A 19,457-nucleotide genomic window follows, 5' to 3' on the forward strand; every position below is an offset into this window, starting at 1 on the left:
TAGCTCTTAGATACCGGACTTCTTGAAGAAGCCCGGTATCTGGGGTATCTGGTTATTCTATTTTTTTAGGCAGGCTTACTTATTGCTGACTACTCAAATTTTAATCGCCCAACCTCGGCGGTACATTCCATACAAAATTAACCACCAAAATAATACCGCAGCCACGGCAAAAGCCAGAGAACCATTCAACGGCCCAGCCCACGGCACAAACCAATTTTCATAAATCCAAGTGTAAGTTGTTGGAGCAGTTTTACCAAGGCCGATATGAGTTTTTAACAAAAGTCTAGCGACAATACCAGAGGCGACAAACAGGAAAATTGCATTCAATCCCATGATTTCAAACGGCCAGCCCCATTTCCACTTTCGCACTTCTATTGTTTCGTAGCAAGCTGCTAGCAATAGCAACGCCCAACCAGCAGTAAAAACTACATAAGAACTCGTCCACAGTTGTTTGTTGATGGGAAATGAAAATCCCCACAAATGACCAATTACTAAGCAACACAATCCACTAATTACTAAATTTAAACTCGTGCGGGTTTTGATGGGCTGCACGCGCAGCCACTCTCCTGTAAAGTAGCCGATCAAAACTGTCACGCTGGCTGGTAATGTGCTCAACAGTCCTTCAGGATCGAAGGGGCCGCCTTTGTACAGGTGTTGGCTGCCGAGAATTAGCCGATCGACATATCCACCTACATATCCCTCCGGCGTCAGTTCGTAGGCGCTGTACCCCCCTACAGCAAATACGGATAACACGCCCCAATAGCCCAAAAGTACCGCAACAGCGAGCAGTTTTTGATTGCGGGGGGAAAGGTTGAGAATGGCGATCGCACTGATAAAATAAGCTAAGCCGATGCGCTGCAATACTCCCATGATGCGGATTTTACCGAAGTTTGCGACCGGGGCGCTGTTGAGAAGTACGTCAAGGGCGATCGAAGAAGTATTTAACAACAATCCTAATACAAACAAAATCGCCGCGCGGCGCGCAATTCGCCAGTAAATATTTTCAGGAAGAGACGAGAAAGAAGAAAGTTTTTGTTTTCTTGTTGTTTGTTCCTGTGTTGCGGAAATTTCCGATGCTTCTGTTCCTATTTTTTGATAATTTTCAGTATATTTAGACAGCGAAAAGGACATCGCGCAGCCAACGATGAACAGAAAAAACGGAAATACCAAGTCTGTCGGGGTGCAACCGTGCCATTCGGCGTGATCTAGCGGCGGATACACCTGTTTCCAACTGCCGGGGTTGTTGACTAGAATCATCGAGGCGATCGCAATTCCGCGAAAAACATCAAGGGATTTTAAGCGCATGGGGAGAAGTTCGGCAACGGATTATTTAACGGATTTAACGGATGTAACGGATGGATATTGAGGGAAAAAGTCAAGCGTGAATATGGAATCAGAAAGAAGGAAGAAGGAAAAACTAACTACCCATTACCCATTACCCATTACCAAATTACCAATTAGCTAAATTTCAATTCCTTCCAAAGTCATAATCAGTGCATTCTTCATCAACATATCGCAGCGTTCAGCATAAAACAATGCTGCCTTATCATACTTGTTGACTTGCAAGACGCGCAGAAACATTTGCCTTGCTTGCGCGAATTGCTGCTGGTAATGAAAAAAAATTCCCTGTTCAAAATAAGTTTGGGTTTGTGCTTTTAGTTCGATCGTGAGATCCGAGTCGCCGTCGTAAATTTCAAAGACAGCAACAGGTGTTTGTTTTCCTTTGACTTGAACGCGATCGAGAAATCGGCACTTGTAATGTTGGGGGTCGTCGATTCGGCAAAGAGTTTGGACGCTAGCTACAATACCAACTCCGTAAAGCTTTGTCAATCCTTCCACCCTGGCCGCTAAATTCACCGCATCAGAAATTACCGTACTTTCCATCCGTTCCGCTTCACCAATAGTACCCAACATTAAAGTTCCCGTATGCAAGCCAATCCCGATCGAAATAGGTTGATAGCCGCTATTTTGCCTGTGTCTGTTATAAATTTTAACTTGCTGCTGCATCTCAATTGCGGCTTGCACAGCATCTTCAGCACTGTTAGGAAACAAAGCCATAATCCCGTCACCAATGTATTTATCTATAAAACCGTTGTACTGGCGGATAACTGGGCCAACTCGGCTTAAGTAAGAGTTGAGAAATTCAAAATTTTCTCGGGGAGACATACTTTCTGACAAACTTGTAAATGAGCGAATGTCGGCAAACATAATCGTCATTTCCGCCTGTACAGAGTCTCCCAATCTAGCATCAACAATACTTTCTATCTTGAGAAATCTTAAAAATTCGCGGGGGACAAAGCGCGCAGAAGCTGTTGCAATTTTTTCGAGTTCGCTTTTGCTGGCTTCGATTTGAGTCAGGGCGCGAAATGCTCTCAATGCTGTTACTACTGTGGTAAATAACTTTTTGTTTGTCAGTTCTGTTTTAGTTTTGTAATCGTTAATATCGTAGCTGACAATTACTACATCTTCTGGCACTTGTCCCGGCTGTCCGGTGCGCAAAATAACCCGCACTACTTGATTGTCTAAAATATCGCGGATGTATTTTACTACTTCCAAGCCTGCCTCTTCTGTTTCCATAACTACATCGAGTAAAATCAATGCTATATCTGGATGGGCTTGGATGATTTCTTTGGCTTCTTTGCCTGAGTAAGCGCTGATAAATGCGATGGGTTTGTTTTCAAATGTAAAATCATTTAAGGCGAGTTTTGTAATATTGTGAATTTCTATTTCATCGTCTACAATTAATATTTTCCAACAGGCTTCTATCGGCTTTTCTTGTGCCTCGTCTTCTGCGGCAAATATTAATTCATCGTCGCCCGCCGCGATTAATTCGTCCTCGCCCGCAGCGAACAGATTTTTACTAGCTTCTGACATTTATCGCTCTCCTAAATAAAAGTATATTAAAACAGTCGGTAGAATAACTAATTGCTAATTTTAGCGGGAAATTCAATCATAAATTTTGTTCCTTTCTCTACTTGACTTTCGCAGTGAATTGTGCCTTGGAGCTTTTGCGTGACCAGGTTGTAAATAATGTGCAGTCCCAATCCGGTGCCGCCCTGACCTCTTTTCGTGGTAAAAAATGGTTCAAAAATTTTACTGAGATTTTCTGGGGTAATTCCTTTGCCGTTATCAGCATATTCAAATATTAGCCGAGATCCCTCTAGCTTGATATCAAACGCCAGAATGCCCTCGTCTTCTCCATCGTAAGCGTGAATTAGGGAATTCAACACGAGATTTGTCACAATTTGACACAGCACGCCCGGGTAACTGTCCAGTACAATATTTTCATCGCACTTAATCTCTATTTTGTGTTTAGTTCTTCTTAGTTTGGCGCTTAAAGATGTCAAAATCTCCTCTAGATAGTTTTTCACGTTAAACGTGCGTTTTAATTCGCTCGACTGATCTACAGCCACTTCTTTAAAACTGTGAATCAAGTCGGCCGCCCGCGTGAGGTTGGATAAGATCATATTACTGCTTTGCAGGGCAGTATCCAGGAACTTTTCTAACTCCGAGCGTTTAATTTGGCCCTTGCTGTAAAGCTCAAAAAATTTTGTTACTTTTTCAGCCAGCAGGGAGGCGGCGGTGATACCGATGCCGATGGGAGTATTGATTTCGTGAGCAACACCTGCAACCAACCCTCCGAGGGCAGCCATTTTTTCCGCTTCAACCAGTTTATTTTGAGCCGATTTTAGGTCTTCTAAAGTTTGGGACAATTCGGAGGTACGCTGCTGTACTAACATTTCGAGATTCTGATTAAATTGCTGCAAGTTGGTGTAAAGTTGGGCGTTTTCGATCGAGATTGAAATTTGAGAAGACAGCAGTTTTAATATTTCTAACCTGTCTGGCGTAAAAGCGCCCGCAGTCAGATTGTTTTCTAAATATATAATGCCGCTGAGTTTGCCTTGATGGATTAACGGAGTGCAAAGAATTGATTTAGGTTGAACGGCAATTATATAAGGTACGCGAGTAAATTGTCCTTCGCGGGCGGCATCGTTTAAAACTATACTTTCCTGGGTGCGGGCGACGTAGTTGACGACTGCAACTGACAGCAAAGTTACTTCTCCATCCTCATCTAAAAAATCTATGGGAATTGATTGCATGACAGCAACGCGATCGACATCTACACAGCCTGATGCTTCAATCACCCATTGACCGGATTTTTCTAGTATTAAAAAGCCTCTTTGTCCCCCAGCATTTTCAATAACAATTTTCATCATTTTTGCCAGCAGTTTGTCTAGAACTATTTCGCCGGCTAAGGTTTGCGATGCTTTGACTGCTGTTGTCAAGTCTAGCACGCCTGCACTGCCGCTCGTAGTGCAAGCGCTGCTCGTAGATTTGTGAGTTTCGATATTAGTTGAAATCGAGGCAGAAGTTAGCAATTTTGAGTATTTTGATTCTAAATGCGCTGCTTTTGCTTTTGCTCCCCAGCGCTGATAGCAATAACGCGCTTCTGTCAAGTAAGTTTTCGCAATTTTTTCTCGTCCTATGGATAGATAAAATGCTCCTGCCAATTCTGCTGCGAGTGCTTGTACCTGTATGTATCCGTTTGCTTGTGCTCCGGCAATTGCACAGTCGTAATATTCCATTGCTCTCACAATATTGCCCAATACTCGCGCTTTTTCTGCCGCGATTAAGTCGCACTTGTGCTGAAGGTTCATCGGGGCAGAAAGCGCTTTTTTTTGCATTTTTTTTAGGTTGCTGGTTGCGTAAAAAAGATGCTCTTCTTGTTCCTCCTTTGTTGCAGATGGATATGCTGCTAGTCGGGCGAGAGAATCGTAAAAATGGTATTCAGGAACATTAATAAAGCCCGCAACTCCGTCTAAATAAACTTCGGCTTGCGCTGCATTTGCTAGCGCTAGCTCGACATTGCCAAATAAATAGGCTACTATTAATTTTTGCAAATAAAAATTTTGGAGTCCCACCCGATCGTTAGCTTTTAACAGCAGCGGCAACAATTTTTCTTCGCTGTAAGCTTCACCTAATAAAATGTCGGGGCTTGCCATTTTTCCCATCAATTCCAAAACAGTTTGCCGATATATTTGATTCCAACTCAATACCGTTTCTTGCTTGAGTTGAAACAGCAGATGGTTGTAATTTACCATTTTTCGTTCCAGTTGCGGCAATTCTTGACCGATGAAATACAAAGACTGACAAATATTTACAGCAGAATATCCGACACATTCTAAATCACCATTTTCGAGCGCGCTTTGATAGGCTTCCTCTAACAGCGGTAAAGTGTCTTTAACGTGATGCTTGCCGTGCATCAAAATGAATGCTACTAAATTAAGCGTTTTGCTTTTGAATTCTAAAGCATTTAGTCGCTCGATCAAATTTAAAGCTAATTGACCGAAACGATCGCCCGATTCAATATCTCTAATTATTCCTTTTAAAATTGCTCCGTAATTAGCATAACCGAAGGCAGAAAAAGCTGAATTTCCGTAGTTGATAGATAAATGAACTTGCTCGCATACAATCAGCGGCAGCAGCACTGGTTTAACTATCAAGGTAGCTGAAAACATACTGGAAAGCACGCGCATAGTTGCTAATTTGCGCGGATTTGACATCACCGGCAAGTTAATTAAGTCTTCTATCTTTTTTCCGCTTAAATAAGCTGCGGTTTGGGCCAGTGCTTGCTGAATGTGGAAGGGAGTTGGCGATTCGGGAAAGTTTATTCCTAACATTGTTAGTGCTTCCCGACCAATTTTTACGGCTTCTTGCAGTTGGGTTTGCATCGCGCAAGCTGTGATTCTGATTTCAAAAATTTTGATTTTGTCTAGTTCATTGGTTGCGTGTTGCAGGACAATTTCTGCCCATTTTTCCATTGGTTCAAACTCGGTATTCAGGTAAGCTGCTTCTGCGGCTGATTCGTAGAGTGCAAGAGTCAAGTCGTAGTCAGTTTGCCAACTTTCCGGGGGAAGCAATTCAATACCTACGGTTAAATATTTGACAGCGAGTTCGTAAGCTGCGCTGGCTTTTGCTTTGCGCCCCGCAATTAAATTTAATTGGCATAAATGAAGTTTTTCTAATTCGCTGCTGATGATTGGTTGGGCTGCATTTAGTTGGTTGACTACATCAAAAATATGGTTTTCTAATTGCTCTGGAGGCGCGTTTTGCAGCAGGACTCTGCCGATTTTGAGATGGGTTTCTTGTTTCTGAGATTCGGATATTAAAGCATAAGCTGCTTGCTGAACTCGCTCGTGCAAAAATTTATAAGTCGCGCTAGCAACATCAGCAACTGGTAGGGACAATTCATCTGTAACGTCTCTAGATATTTGGTCTGTTAAGCCTGTGCTTGCTGCTAGTGCGATCGGAATTTTGTAGGCGTTATTCACGGGCAAAATCAGACCGGACTGAAGTGCCTCCCAGAGGTATGTTGCTGCGGAAGTCAGAGGTTTTTCGCCGATTTTTGAGAGAATTCCTAAATCAAATTTGTTGCCGATACAAGCAGCTAATTTGAGCAGTTCCTGCGTATTATCGGAAAGTTTCTGAATGTTGTCTATCATTAATTCTACAACATTGTCAGTTATTCCTATTTCTTGTATTTGCTCGATATCCCACTGCCACTCGCCTGTGATTTGGCATTTTTTTACAGATTGCTCAGGGATTTGTTGGGCCAAGTCAGAAAGGTGAGGCTCTGCTCGATCGACCGATTTTTCCAAGGCTACAAATTTAAATTGTAGCAATTTTTGCGAGTAAAGAGACTTCAGCAATTGAGTTAGAAAAAATGGATTTCCTCCGGTCTTTTGAAAGAGCAATTCTGCTAAAGGCAGCGATTTTTCTGGTGCGCAGTTCAGAGTATCCGCCACGAATTGATTGACGCTGTTAATCTCTAAAGGTGAAAGGGCGATCGCACTTACAGTCCCGCCTGATTTCTTAATTGCTTCTGCCGTCAGCATTAGGGGATGATTTGCATCTACTTCCTGCTCTCGATACGCTCCAATTATTAACAAGTATTGACTTTCGAGGTCAGTTGCTAGCAGTTGGATTAACTTGAGCGATGCTGAATCGACCCACTGCAAGTCGTCGAGGAAAATTACCAGCGGGTGTGCTTTTTGAGTAAAGACGCGGATAAATTTTTGAAAGAGTAAATTAAAGCGATTTTGAGATTCATTTGCTCCTAAATCTGGCACTGGGGGCTGCGGCCCGACAATCAGTTCTACTTCGGGAAGAACTTCAATAATTACTTGGCAGTTGCCGCCGAGGGCATTTAAGATTTTTTGTCTCCAAACTTGGACTTGGACGGCTGTTTCTGTGAGGATTTGCCGCAACAAGTCTTGAAAAGCTTGGAGCAAAAAAGCGTAGGGAATATCGCGCTTGAATTGCTCAAATTTGCTGTCAATAAAATACCCGTTTTCCCGCACGATGGGTTGGTGAATTTCATAGACTAGCCACGATTTTCCCAGGCCGGCAGAACCGGAAATGAGTAGGATTTCTGTATGGCCCCGCTTCATGCGATCGAAGGTATTGAGAAGCAGATTAACTTCGGCTTCTCGCCCGTAAATTTTTTGGGAAATTTGCAGGTGACTCGATCGATCTTGCTCGCCGATGGTGATGTGAGAAATTTTGCCTGTTGTTTGCAGTTGACCGAGACATTGTTCTAAGTCGTACAAAATTCCGAAAGCACTTTGATACCTATCCTCGGCGGTTTTTGCTAATAGTTTCATCACGATATCGGAAACGGCTTGAGGAATCTCGTCGCTTTCTGTTTGATTGATTCTGCCTTGTACTTTCTGCTTTCTATTCTCGCCAGGAGAAACGGGCGTTTTAGCAATATGGCAGTGCACTAATTCCATCGGATCTGTGGCATTAAAAGGCAATTCGCCGCAGAGCATTTCATAAAAAGTGACGCCTAAAGAATAAAAATCGGTGCGGTAGTCGATCGCCCGATTCATGCGCCCCGTTTGTTCGGGAGACATATAGGCGAGGGTTCCTTCGAGTAAATTGGGATGACCCAGGGCGGGGTTTTCGCCTGGTAGCAGGGAGGCGATCGCAAAATCAGCAATTTTGACATCCCCCGTCTCGATATTGACAATAATATTGCTGGGTTTAATATCTTTGTGGATGATGTGGTGTTCCTGGAGTTGGCCGAGAGTTTCTGCTAGTTTTATGCCAATTTGCAGAAATTGTTGTAACTCTAGCTGGTTGTTGCCGAGAAATTCTTTGAGGGAAATACCGCCAAAATCTTCTAAAATTAAAACAGGAAAGTGATTGTATTTTTCGAGTTTGTAAAGCTTGACTATTCCTGGGCAATTCACATTTTTAAGGATTTCATATTCGTGCAGGAGTTGGGCTATTTGCGCAGGTGTAGGGTAGGTTGGCGTGAGAGTTTTGAGGATAACGGGTTTTTGTTCCTCAAGCTGCATTCCTCGATAAATAACTGTGTGAGGGTTTGTATAAACTTCTTCGTCAATGCGGTATCCTGGAATGTTAATCATGCTGTTTGGGGGCTGGCTTTAAAAGTAGGGTTATACGATTTGAGATTTTAAATTTTAGATTAAAGAATTGAAGAAGTGGGAATGAATGATGACAGAATGGTTGACATATTGGCTGCTGTTGCTTTTTTTTAACATGGTAATTTTAAGTAAAAATACAGATCGCAGGTCGAGGGCGGTTTTTACGGCAGTACACTGGCGGCTATTATATATCTTAGATAAAGTCGCCTTTACAGGCTGATTCTCGATATGTTTTTTCGTTTACTCACCGATCTATATTCTAGTATTCAAAAAATCAGAAGGGACACTTTGCTATCCCGGCAGTGTCAAAATAAACTGGTGCGTGCAAATCAACAGCTAAAATCAAAAAACAATCATGCAGAATATAACTGCCTCAAATCCAGCTACTGCGACCGATCGCGCATTTGGCACCGCAGACATTAAACTACTGGTAGTGGATATCGACGGCACGATCGCAGGTTTGTCAAATGACATCCGAGAACCAGTCAAGCGGGCAATTTTGGCAGCCGAGTCGCGGGGAGTGAAAGTGGCTGTAGCTACGGGCAGGATGTACCAGTCTGCTTTGCGTTTTCACTCGGACATCGGCTCAACTTTGCCGCTCATTTGCTATCAGGGTGCCTGGATTCAAGATCCGGCTACTCAAAAGCGGCTGCGACACTTGCCGCTGTCGAAACAAACGGCTTTGCAACTGTTAGAGCATTTTGAAGCACCGGATTTGCGATCGCTCCTATCGATCCATTTCTACATTGACGATAAACTTTACGTGCCGGAAATTACCGCAGCTACCCGAATTTATGCCGAACGATCGGGCATTGAACCAAATGTAATTAAAGATTTGCGGCGAGATATTCCGGGGGAACCGACGAAAGTCTTGGCTTTGTGCAAGAATCCGGTGGTACTCGACGGCTTGCTCATCAGTATGCGGGAGCGCTACACGCCTGCGGAGCTTTATTTGACTCGATCTGTTGCTACTTTTTTTGAAGCGACGCATCCTTTGGCGAATAAGGGAGCTGCGGTGCAGTATTTAGCGGAGGAAATTTTGGGTTTGCAGGCGGCGAATGTGATGGCGATCGGCGACAATTTTAACGATGTCGAAATGATTTCCTACGCGGGTGTGGGCGTGGCGATGGGGAATGCTCCTGATGGCGTGAAGGCTGGTGCTAATTGGGTGGCGCCGGATGTGGAGGAAGATGGGGTGGCGGCGGCGATCGAACAATTTGTTTTGGGCGCGAGCTGATATTATTTGTGGAACAGGCCCGAAAGCCTGTTATCTCTGGTTCGATCGTTCGGACTTCAGTCCTCATAAATTCAGAGGACTGAAGTCCGAACGATCGAACCTAAGAGTATTTATTTAACGAACCGCGAAGACGCGAAGAACGCGAAGGAAGAAGAATTGAAGGGGCCCGTTTGCAGATATTTTGGATGCGAATTGTAGATAATTGAAAACTCTTAAAAATGCCTTTCCACAGAAAAAGCACCGACGACTGGCCGTGTTTCGTCTCGGTGCTTTCTCTGGTTCGCTCCTCACACGTCCATCAATATAGCTGACTCGGCCGAATGTGTCAATACTTTTTACAAAAGTTTTTTTTTGAGTCGGCCGCATACCGGATTCCGGTGCGGTTGAGCGAGGCATAACCTTTGCAATGCAAGGGTTTTGCTCGATCGCGCTTTCCTTGCATTCACCAGAAAAATTTTATTTCAATTGCAGCATCCAGTCCAAAATCAGATGATTGACCTCACCCGGCCGCTCGTCGTGGGGACAGTGGCCTGTGTTGGGAATTGACACAAATTTCACGGCTTTACCGCTGGCGGCCAATTCTTGGTAAATCTGGCTGCCGGCGATCGGCGTCCAGGGGTCGTCTGCGCCCCAAAGTACCAATAACGGACGATCGACTTTTGGCAGCAATTCTGACGGTTGAGGGCCTGCTGGGGCTGTGAGAATGGAGGCAAATACTTGTTGAGCTCCGGGCTCGCAGGAGGGGGCGTGGAGGAGTTCTACGAGTTCGTCGGTGATGGCTTCGCCGTTGCTGTAGACTTGGCGCAGGGTGTTGCGGATGCGGTGTTTTTGGCGGATGTTGTTGAATACAAACGGGCCGATGATGGGCGATCGAACTAATTTAGTAAAAGTCCCCATCACTACTCGCAGCGGGAAATTCAGTTCGTCTGGTCGGTGGTTGAGCCCGCCGGCACAGTTGATTAAAACCCCGCCGGCTGATATTTCTGGATGGTTGGCGACTACCATCAAACTCAGCAAAGCGCCGATCGAATTTCCGACAAATACCGCCGGTTCCTGTACCAAATCTGCCCAGAAATCTGTCAGCAATTCTTCCCACAATTCCAGGGTGTAATCGAGGGCCGGTTTTGCGGAAGCCCCGAATCCCAGCAAGTCCAGCGCAAATACGCGGTAGCCGCCGGCTGCGAGTGCGGGGATATTTTGCCGCCAATGTCCGATCGAAGCCCCAAATCCGTGAATCAAGATCAGAGGGCGGCCGCTTCCTTGGACGGTATATTGGATTTTGTGACCTTTCCAAGTCCAAATTAGTTTTTCAAAGCTGGTTGCAGATACTAGCTGTTGTGCAGTCACGGCTCTAAATGTAAATTTTCGTTAACTTATTTCATCATAGCAGCACCATCTCTTTAGGGGCGGGTTAGGAGCCTTGTCATTACCCACATCTGGTGAAACCCTCACTGCGCCGTTATCCCGCCAGGGACTTCAGTCCCTGACTAATAGCGTAAGTCGGTTAAAACCGACTAAGTTTCTGGTTCTTTTAGTCAGTTTTAACGGAATGCGAGCTATTAGCCCTAGGTTTGAACCTACGGCGGGCTAGCAGGTAAACGAAAAATGAAAAATGTGGGTAATGACGAGGGCTAGAAGCCCATCCCACAAGAACATTATTCCCAATTACCAATTTTCCATTCCCAATTCCCAAGGACAACTGTCAACTGTCCACTGTCAACTGTCAACTGTCAACTGTCAACTGTCAACTGACTATTTTTTCAACCAACCAATAAGTCATCATATCCCCCTTACCTTTTACCGGAATCACGCCACGCCTCTCAAACAAATACTTATCTTTCAAAAGCTCATAAGTAACATCAGTAACTTGAATGCTGCCTGCAAATCCCGTAACTTCCATCCTCGCCGCCACATTCACCGTATCTCCCCACAAATCATACGTAAACTTGCTCACACCAATCACTCCCGCCACCACCGGCCCGGAATTGATGCCGATGCGAATTGCCAGTTTTTCCCCTGTCTCGGCGGACAACTTTGCTATTTTTGCCTGCATTCCCAAGGCCATTTGGGCGATCGCCTCGGCGTGGTCATCTCTCGGTGTAGGCAAACCCCCAACCACCATATAAGCATCACCAATCGTCTTAATTTTTTCCACACCGTACTTTTCAGCTAACTGGTCGAAGTGCGAAAAAATCACGTTCAATCGCTTTACCAACTCCGTCGGAGACATTCTCGCCGACAGCTCAGTAAAGCCAACAATATCAGCAAATAAAACACTTACTTCCCCAAAATTGTCAGCAATTGTAGTTTGCTCAGCTTTCAAACGTTCTGCTATTGGTTTCGGTAAAATGTTTAACAGCAACTTCTCGCTTTGTTCCTGTTGAATTTTCAGCTCTTCTTGCGCTAATTTGCGCTCTGTAATGTCAGAAACAGTACCCTCATAATACATCAGCTCACCTTTTGCATCCCGAACAGCCCGGACATTCTCTGACACCCAAATCCGGCGCCCGTCTTTGCGGCATACCATAGATTCAAACCCCGAAACGGCATTTTCTGCATCCATAGCCGCCACAAATTCGAGGCGGCGTTCCGGGTCAACGTACAGTTGCTGAGCAATATTTTTAATCTCGGACATCAGTGCTTCTGGGGATTCGTAACCGTACAACTTTGCCAAAGCTGGATTAGCGCTGAGATAGCCTCCTGAAGGCGTGCTTTGAAAAATGCCTTCCATCGCATTTTCGACAATGCTGTGATATCTTTCTTCAGCAATCCGCAGCAATTGTTCTGCTTGTTTCCGCTGAATCAAAGAACCTAATTGAGTGCCGACAGCATTAAAAACGTCTATAAATCGCGCGTCTTTCCGACAAGGCGAAATTTTAAAGAAAACTAGCACTGCCAATACTTCATCGCCTACCAAAATCGGTACGCCAAAACCCGCTTTGAATCCGAGTTCTAGTGCTATCTGACTTCGGAAAAAATGAGGGTAGCCCCTGGAAATATCTTCTACCCATTCCGGTTCCTTGGATGCCCAAACTCGTCCCGGCAGCCCGATATTCATGGCAAATGTCAGTTGTTCGCTTTGGGTGCGGAACGATTCCATGCTGGCGTTGCTGGCATACCAGCCCCGGGCAGATTGCAGCACAGTTCCCTCTGCATCGGGAATCCAAGCTTCTCCTACATCCCATCCGATTGTTTCGCCTACTTGGCGCAGAATTACTTCTAAAGCTGAGTGAAAGTCTACAGCTTCGCCGATCGCCCGCGTAGTTTCCAGCAAAAACCGGATTGATTCTTCAGCCCGCTGCCGTTCGGCGATTTCTTCCTGCAATCTCGAATTGCGATCGTGCAATTCCCGGGCTTGCTGTTGCAGTTTGGATTGCAGCGAACGAAGGGAAAGTTGGTTTTCGACGCGGGCCAAAACTTCTTCTACTTGAAACGGCTTAGTAATATAATCTACTCCTCCTACTTGAAAAGCTTTAACTTTTTCCAGCACGTCATCTAGCGCACTAATAAAAATCACCGGAATATCTTTAGTATTTTCACTTATTTTTAACTGCTGACAAACTTCATAGCCGTTCATTTTCGGCATATTAATATCTAGTAAAATTAGATCGGGAGGAGACATTTGTGCCGCTTGCAGAGCCAGTTGTCCGTTAATAGCCTTCCTGACTTGATACCCGTGGGATGCGAGCATAGTGGATAAAAGTCGCAAGTTGTCCGGCATATCGTCAACGATCAGAATGTCTCTAGGAGTCCCTGGTAATGGATGGTCGTTCATCATAATATAATTGAGTTAAATCAATAATGATATCTATCCGAAAATTATCGACTAAATCTGTTAAAGCGTTAGCGAGATTTGCCTCTGTTTCGGGAATTTGCTCGATGAGTTCGAGAATGCGATTGTCGTCAACGCAAAGTGCTGCTCGGTACAAATCGACCACCCAGTCTGTGGGCATTACACTCAAATCCTCCGTGGTCAAACTTTGAAGCTGTCTCGGTGCCGAGCCAGAAGTAGATGAGTTTTCTTCCTCATAAATATACCGCAGGTTCAGGTGATGGGCTATCTTTTCAAATAGTACCTCTTCCCGAAACGGTTTACAAATCAAATCGTTACAACCAGCCGACAAAATTATCTGGCGCTGCTCGTCAAAAGCACTAGCAGTCAGGGCAATAATGATTGTTTCTTTACCTTCAGGAGTTTGCTTGATGTGTCTTGTCGCTTCGTACCCGTCCATCACAGGCATCAGCATATCCATTAAGATCAGGTGCGGCTTCCAAGTTGAGTGCAAAGCAATTCCTTCTTCACCGTTAGTTGCTTCGCGGACTTCAAATCCCAGCGGTGCGAGGAGCTTAAGCAGCAGTTGGCGATTTTCCGCTACATCTTCAACTATTAATATCCGATAAGTTGGCTGTCCGGCTTCTAAAGCAATAACTTGTTTAGCCGCCGATTTTTCTTGTCCGTCACTTTCTGTTACTAATTTAACCTGGATATTAAAGGTAAAAGTTGTGCCTTGACAGAGTTGACTTTCAACAGAAATATCGCCTCCCATAATCTTGACAAACTGTTGGCTGATCGGCAATCCTAGACCGGTTCCCTGCATTGATTTTCGACCTGTTTCGGTTTGTACGAATGGCTGGAATAATGTGGAGATTTCCGAGGGAGAAATGCCGGGCCCCGTGTCGGCAATTTCAAAAAGCAATTGGGCTTTTTTTTCTTCTGTGGCGTTGGTTTCTGCTTGGCTGCTGACTCGCAAGGTAACGGTTCCCTGTTGAGTAAATTTAATCGCATTGCCGAGCAGGTTAATTAAAACTTGCCGCAATTTAGCTTCGTCTGTTTGAATGTACTGCGGCAAATCGCCGATATTTTCAAAGACTAGGTGCAAACCTTTGGAGTTGGCTTTTAGTTGCAGCATTTCTTTGAGGCTGTTGAGAATGTTGTGGAGGTTGAAGCGGCTTTCATTGATGGTAATTTGACCTGCTTCTATTTTGGACATTGACAAAACATCATTGATTAGTTCCAGCAAATGTTCGCCGCTGCGGTTGATAATTTCTATGTATTCTTTTTGTTCTGCGGTGATAGAAATGTTGCGAGCCATGACTTGGGAAAAACCGAGAATGGCGTTGAGAGGCGTGCGGAGTTCGTGGCTCATGGAAGCGAGAAATTGGCTTTTGGCGCGGTTGGCAACTTCGGCGTTTTCTTTGGATTTAATCAGTTCCATTGACTGCCTTTGAGTGCGGGCGAGCAATTCGGCTTGCTGCAATGCTACTCCTAGCTGAGTGCCTACATGAACTGCAACATTGATTTCAGCTTCGCTCCACTGGCGGGGAGCTGAATTTTGATAGGATGCTAGCAATCCCCAGAGCTGTTCGCCGCAGAAAATTGGCACAGTAATGTAGGATTTGGCTTGAAATCTTTCTAGCAATTGGATGTAACAAGGGTGGAATCCTTGCTTGTAAATGTCTGGGACACAAAGATAAGTTGTACCTCGGCTGTAAGCTCCGCCTTCGGTTTCTTGCAAATAGGTATCCCGTACTTCTTGTGAGGTGCTATCGAATTTTTGGACGAGGCACTTTTCGCTTTCTAAAGCGCTTTCTGTGAAGTTGCCGTCTATTTGTTGCGCTTGGATGAAGGAAACCCATTTGCTGTCAGCGGATTCGGCTACAAATTCGCCGCTCCAGTCAGGATTGAAACGGTAAAGGGCGACTCGATCGCACTTCATGGTTTGGCGCAATTCTCGGGTTGTGGCCTGAAAAATGTCTCGGATATCTAAAGTCTGGCGCATTCTTTCAATGATGCGGGCGATCGCTCTTTGGCGCAAAGCACTTTCTTGCAGTTCGGTTTCTGCTTGCTTGCGTTCGGTAATATCTACAGCCATTGAAGCCGTACCGATCGCTTTGCCGTTTTCGTCAATTAGCTGAGTATTGTACCACTCGCAGATGATAATTCTGCCGTCTTTGGTCAGATTTTCGGAAGTCTCGCCACATGAGGCACTCAAGCCGCGATTGAAAATCTCAGATGCACAGGAGCGGTAGCTTTCAGGTACGATCAAATCGGCGGCGACTCTCCCTTTCGCTTCTTGCTCGCTGTAGCCAAAAATAGCTTCCGCCGCCGGATTCCAAGTGATAATTTCTAAATTCAGGTTTAACTCGATGACTGCGATCGGCGTTTGCTGCAATAAAAATGAGATTCTTTGCTGCGACGCTAGCAGTTTTTCTTCTGCCTTTTTGCGGTCTGTGATATCATTAGCCGTGCCGAGAAGTTGTTTGGGTTTACCGTCATTTGTTCTGAGAAATACGGTATCCCAACTGTGCATCCACCGCCATTCGCCGTTTCTGTGCCTCATCCGGTATTGAAATTCGATGATGTCGCCGCCGTTGGCTCGATCGAACTTTTTGATGTGTTCAACGAAAGGCGACACATCCTCGGGGTGCATCAGAGTTGGCATCATTGCTGTACCCATATCTTGTATTTCTCCGGCGTTGTAGCCGAGCATCGCCGCCATTTGGCGGTTGCTGTAGACATTCCGCTGTTCAATTAAATCGTAAACGTACAATAGGTTGGGATTGGAATCGGCGATCGTCTGAATGAAGTGCTGGCTTTCTCGGAGTGCAGATTCTGTTTGTTTGCGATCGGTAATATCTCGCGCTACGATAATCACTGATTCTGCTGAAAGCACAGAAACTTTAGCGTCGAGCCAAACTTCGCGCTCTCCGACTGTAAAGCTATATTCAACATTGATGCTTTGCTTCGTTTTGAGAACCTGTTGGATGGCATTTAATACCAAATCTGCCACAGGTTCCGGCAAGACTTCGTGGGCGGTTCTGTTAATCATTTCGCTGGGAGGTTTCACCAAATTGACCGCTGCTGTCGGGGCAATTTTGATGCAGCGCCCTTCTGCGTTTCTCACTAAAACTGTGTCAGTCATGGCAGCAAAAATAGTCCGCAATTCGGTTTCAGATTCTTGCAGAGCTTGCTCGGCGAGGATGCGGGTGCGAATTTCTGCTTGCAGCACTTTATTTTGCCGATCGAGCTGCCCGAGCCGGTTTTTTTCTCGCTCAATCAGTTTAGCTTGAGCGATCGCAATCCCTACTTGAGCCGCCACAGATTCTAACAAGTCGATTTCATCTTTCGTCCATTCCCGATAGCGATCGCACTGGTGCAAGCCGATAGCGCCGTTTGCCCTGCCTTGGTAGGAAGTGCGAATTGCCAGCATCGATTTCAACCCAATCAAGCGACAAATCGGTTGAACAGCTTGCAAAAGAGGGTCTGAGTAAACATTGTTAGAGGCGATCGCCATATCTTGTATCATCATTTGTACGACGTGAGGATTGCCCCAAATTGGAACGGGTACGTTCCGAAGAGATTCGTACCCGGGTTCGAGATACTCGGCCGCCACAGGAATATCGACTTGGGGGGTAGTAACATAAGTATGAATCAAACAGCGATTGGCGCAGAATGCCTGACCGATTTGAGTTGCGGCTGTTTGAAATATTTGTTCTGGCTGCAAGCTCGATCGAATTTCTTGAGTAATTTTTGCAATCAGCAATTCTCGCTGAACTTGCCGTTCTAAAGCAGATTTAGCTGCGGCCGTTTCTATTTCTGCTTGCTTGCGGTCGCTGATATCAAAAAGTACGCCATACCAAACAATATCGCCATTATCGCGCATTTCGGGTCGAGAATTCGATTGCAGCCATTTGAGTTTACCCGACGGCGTAACAATCCGCCATTCCAGAGCAAAAGGTTCTAAAGTTCGAGCGCTGTCTGCAATTTTTTCTACCACATATTGTCGGTCATCTGGATGATTTTGAGCGCAGACCAACTCAGCATTATTTAATATCTCCTCACTCTCTAATTCGTAAATCTCCCGACAAGCATAACTGATATATTCAAATTTAGAACTTCCCTCTAAACTTTTAACTAATTGATAAATAACTCCCGGTATATTGACCGCCAATTTCTGCAAACGCGCTTTGCTTTCCCGGAGTTCTTGTTCTGTTAGCTTGCGAAATTCTACCTCTCGTTGCAGTTGGACATTCTGCTGTTTTAATTGTTTCGATAGCTGCTGTATAGTCAATTGACTTTCGATGCGCGCTAAAACTTCTTCCACTTGAAAAGGCTTAGAAATGTAGTCAACACCGCCGACTTCAAAAGCTTTGACTTTGTGAAAAGTTTCATTAAAAACGCTCAAAAAAATCACCGGAATCTCCCGAGTCTTTTCGTTAGCTTTCAGTCTTTCGCAGACTTCGTAGCCGTTCATTCTGGGCATGGCAATATCTAGCAAAATCAAGTCGGGGAGAACGGTTAATTTAGCATTAACCACCATTTCTCCCGAAATCGCCCGCTGAACTTTATACCCTTCTTTCGTCAAGATATTTGATATAAACCGGAGGTTATTGGGCTGGTCATCAATAATTAAAATGTGAATACTTTCTTTGTCGATCGCTATTTTTTGTTTTGCCATTTTTCATTGTCTAGTGTTAGCAGCCGATTAATAGACAAGATTGCTTGCATTCGCTCTCATATCTTGAAAAGCATCTGCGTTAAGGAGCGGTTGGCCTCTAAATAAAATATTTCTGCAAGATGTCTAATGATTTAATTAAGCGAGGAGTTATTGTCAAAAAACAAGCCGGTAAAATTTTTATCTTACAAAAAATAAAAATATGAAAATATTAATCCATTGAATGACGCACCTTTTCTTGTTATTTTTTAGGGTTACTTGTCTTCAATTAGCAACTCCAATTAACCGGAATTTTCCATATTTTATCGCAAAAACAAATCCCATTATTCGCTGAAAATATTAAGTTTTCCTAAAAAAAATCATGACTTAGGCACTCCAGACCTTCAAACCTTAGTTTTTTAACTCTGTTCAAGGGCCCACTAGAAGTATTTTCGTACATCAAACCCGGTTGATGCGCCCGAGACAGTTTTTTTGGTTGACTTTAGGGTTAACAGTCGCAGGAGGATGACGGCAGCTTCCTGACATTTTGCTGCCACCTTCCAAGGGTTTTAGCATAGATACAGGCGCGATCGCACCCCGACGCCAAGAAACCGGGTTTTTTACTCTTGGCCAGGCTGCAACGAAGTATTGCTGTGAAAAAACTCAGTTTCGACGCACCCGCGCGTCAGCCTTAAGATATTTATAGGCAACTAAGAGTATAGATCGACTCGCCCGCACCCAATGCCTGCCGTATCAACTCTTTTCTCGGTCTTTTCTAGGCCAGCAATTCCTTAAGTTTAGCAATATTTTCATTGCTGAGGGAGATTTTAATTTCAAGTTCTTGGTCAGCCTCCCACAGCAGCAGAGTATTATCTTCCCCCAAGGCGATTTCGGGATTGTTCAATTCAAGTGTTTGATATTTAACTTCGGGAATCCCTATGCGAATTACCAGTTCTGATTCCAACTGAGGATAGATGTACAATTGCTGTTGGAGGTTGTCGAGTTCTAGTTTTTGAACTGTGGTGTTGCGTTCGACAGGAGAATCGGGTGTGTACCAATAGAGAGTATCCTCGCGAATTGCGGGATTGAGTATCACAAATGCTTCGTCAAAACGCTGGGGGTGCCAGTGAATTTCGCTCAGACCGCCGATTTGCGGAATCAGTCGCTCTACCCAGCTAATTTCTTTGCCGTTGAGGTTTCGCCACCACTGACTGATCAGCTCGAATTTGTCAGCATTTTCGGGGTCGTTGCTGCCGGACTGCCAGACTGTTTTTAGTTGCATATACAGGTTCTCCAGCGAATTTAAATTTGAGATTGCAGGCTTTCAATGGG

Annotated in this window: 8 protein-coding genes; 1 reads left to right on the top strand and 7 read right to left on the bottom strand. The window is 44.7% G+C overall.

Translation table 11 applies throughout. The features are described from left to right. Positions 1-93: 93 nt before the first annotated feature. The 3 genes from QUB63_RS19565 to QUB63_RS19575 form a co-directional block, all read right to left on the bottom strand. Entirely contained in the window at positions 94-1,305 is a 1,212-nt protein-coding gene (locus QUB63_RS19565; protein WP_332946935.1) for an acyltransferase family protein, read from the bottom strand. A gap of 156 nt (positions 1,306-1,461) precedes the next feature. Then, positions 1,462-2,874 carry an adenylate/guanylate cyclase domain-containing protein gene (locus tag QUB63_RS19570; protein WP_332946936.1) on the bottom strand — a complete coding sequence of 471 codons (1,413 nt, stop codon included), beginning with the start codon at positions 2,872-2,874 and terminating at the stop codon, positions 1,462-1,464. A 47-nt stretch (positions 2,875-2,921) separates the two neighbouring features. Beyond that, positions 2,922-8,435, bottom strand: a complete 5,514-nt coding sequence (locus QUB63_RS19575) for a trifunctional serine/threonine-protein kinase/ATP-binding protein/sensor histidine kinase (RefSeq protein WP_332946937.1) — start codon at positions 8,433-8,435, stop codon at positions 2,922-2,924. Positions 8,436-8,808: 373 nt separating this feature from the next. Between QUB63_RS19575 and QUB63_RS19580 the strand changes: the two genes are divergently transcribed. After that, positions 8,809-9,690 carry a Cof-type HAD-IIB family hydrolase gene (locus QUB63_RS19580; RefSeq protein ID WP_332946938.1) on the top strand — a complete coding sequence of 294 codons (882 nt, stop codon included), beginning with the start codon at positions 8,809-8,811 and terminating at the stop codon, positions 9,688-9,690. A gap of 456 nt (positions 9,691-10,146) precedes the next feature. On the opposite strand, the gene QUB63_RS19585 is transcribed toward QUB63_RS19580, so the two are convergent. From QUB63_RS19585 to QUB63_RS19600, 4 genes are all read right to left on the bottom strand, one after another. Beyond that, the gene (locus QUB63_RS19585) at positions 10,147-11,037 is read right to left on the bottom strand and encodes an alpha/beta fold hydrolase (protein WP_332946939.1); all 891 of its coding nucleotides are present in this window, start codon (positions 11,035-11,037) and stop codon (positions 10,147-10,149) included. Positions 11,038-11,434: 397 nt separating this feature from the next. Next, a complete protein-coding gene (locus QUB63_RS19590; RefSeq protein WP_332946940.1) occupies positions 11,435-13,468 on the bottom strand; it encodes an adenylate/guanylate cyclase domain-containing protein in 2,034 nt (677 codons plus the stop codon). Continuing rightward, the gene (locus tag QUB63_RS19595; protein WP_332946941.1) at positions 13,434-18,149 is read right to left on the bottom strand and encodes a response regulator; all 4,716 of its coding nucleotides are present in this window, start codon (positions 18,147-18,149) and stop codon (positions 13,434-13,436) included. The genes QUB63_RS19590 and QUB63_RS19595 overlap by 35 nt, the downstream gene beginning before the upstream one ends. A 751-nt stretch (positions 18,150-18,900) precedes the next feature. Then, positions 18,901-19,407 carry a hypothetical protein gene (locus QUB63_RS19600; protein ID WP_332946942.1) on the bottom strand — a complete coding sequence of 169 codons (507 nt, stop codon included), beginning with the start codon at positions 19,405-19,407 and terminating at the stop codon, positions 18,901-18,903. Positions 19,408-19,457: the final 50 nt, after the last annotated feature.

Origin of the sequence: Microcoleus sp. ARI1-B5, from assembly GCF_036705795.1 — a bacterium.
Lineage (GTDB): Bacteria > Cyanobacteriota > Cyanobacteriia > Cyanobacteriales > Microcoleaceae > Microcoleus.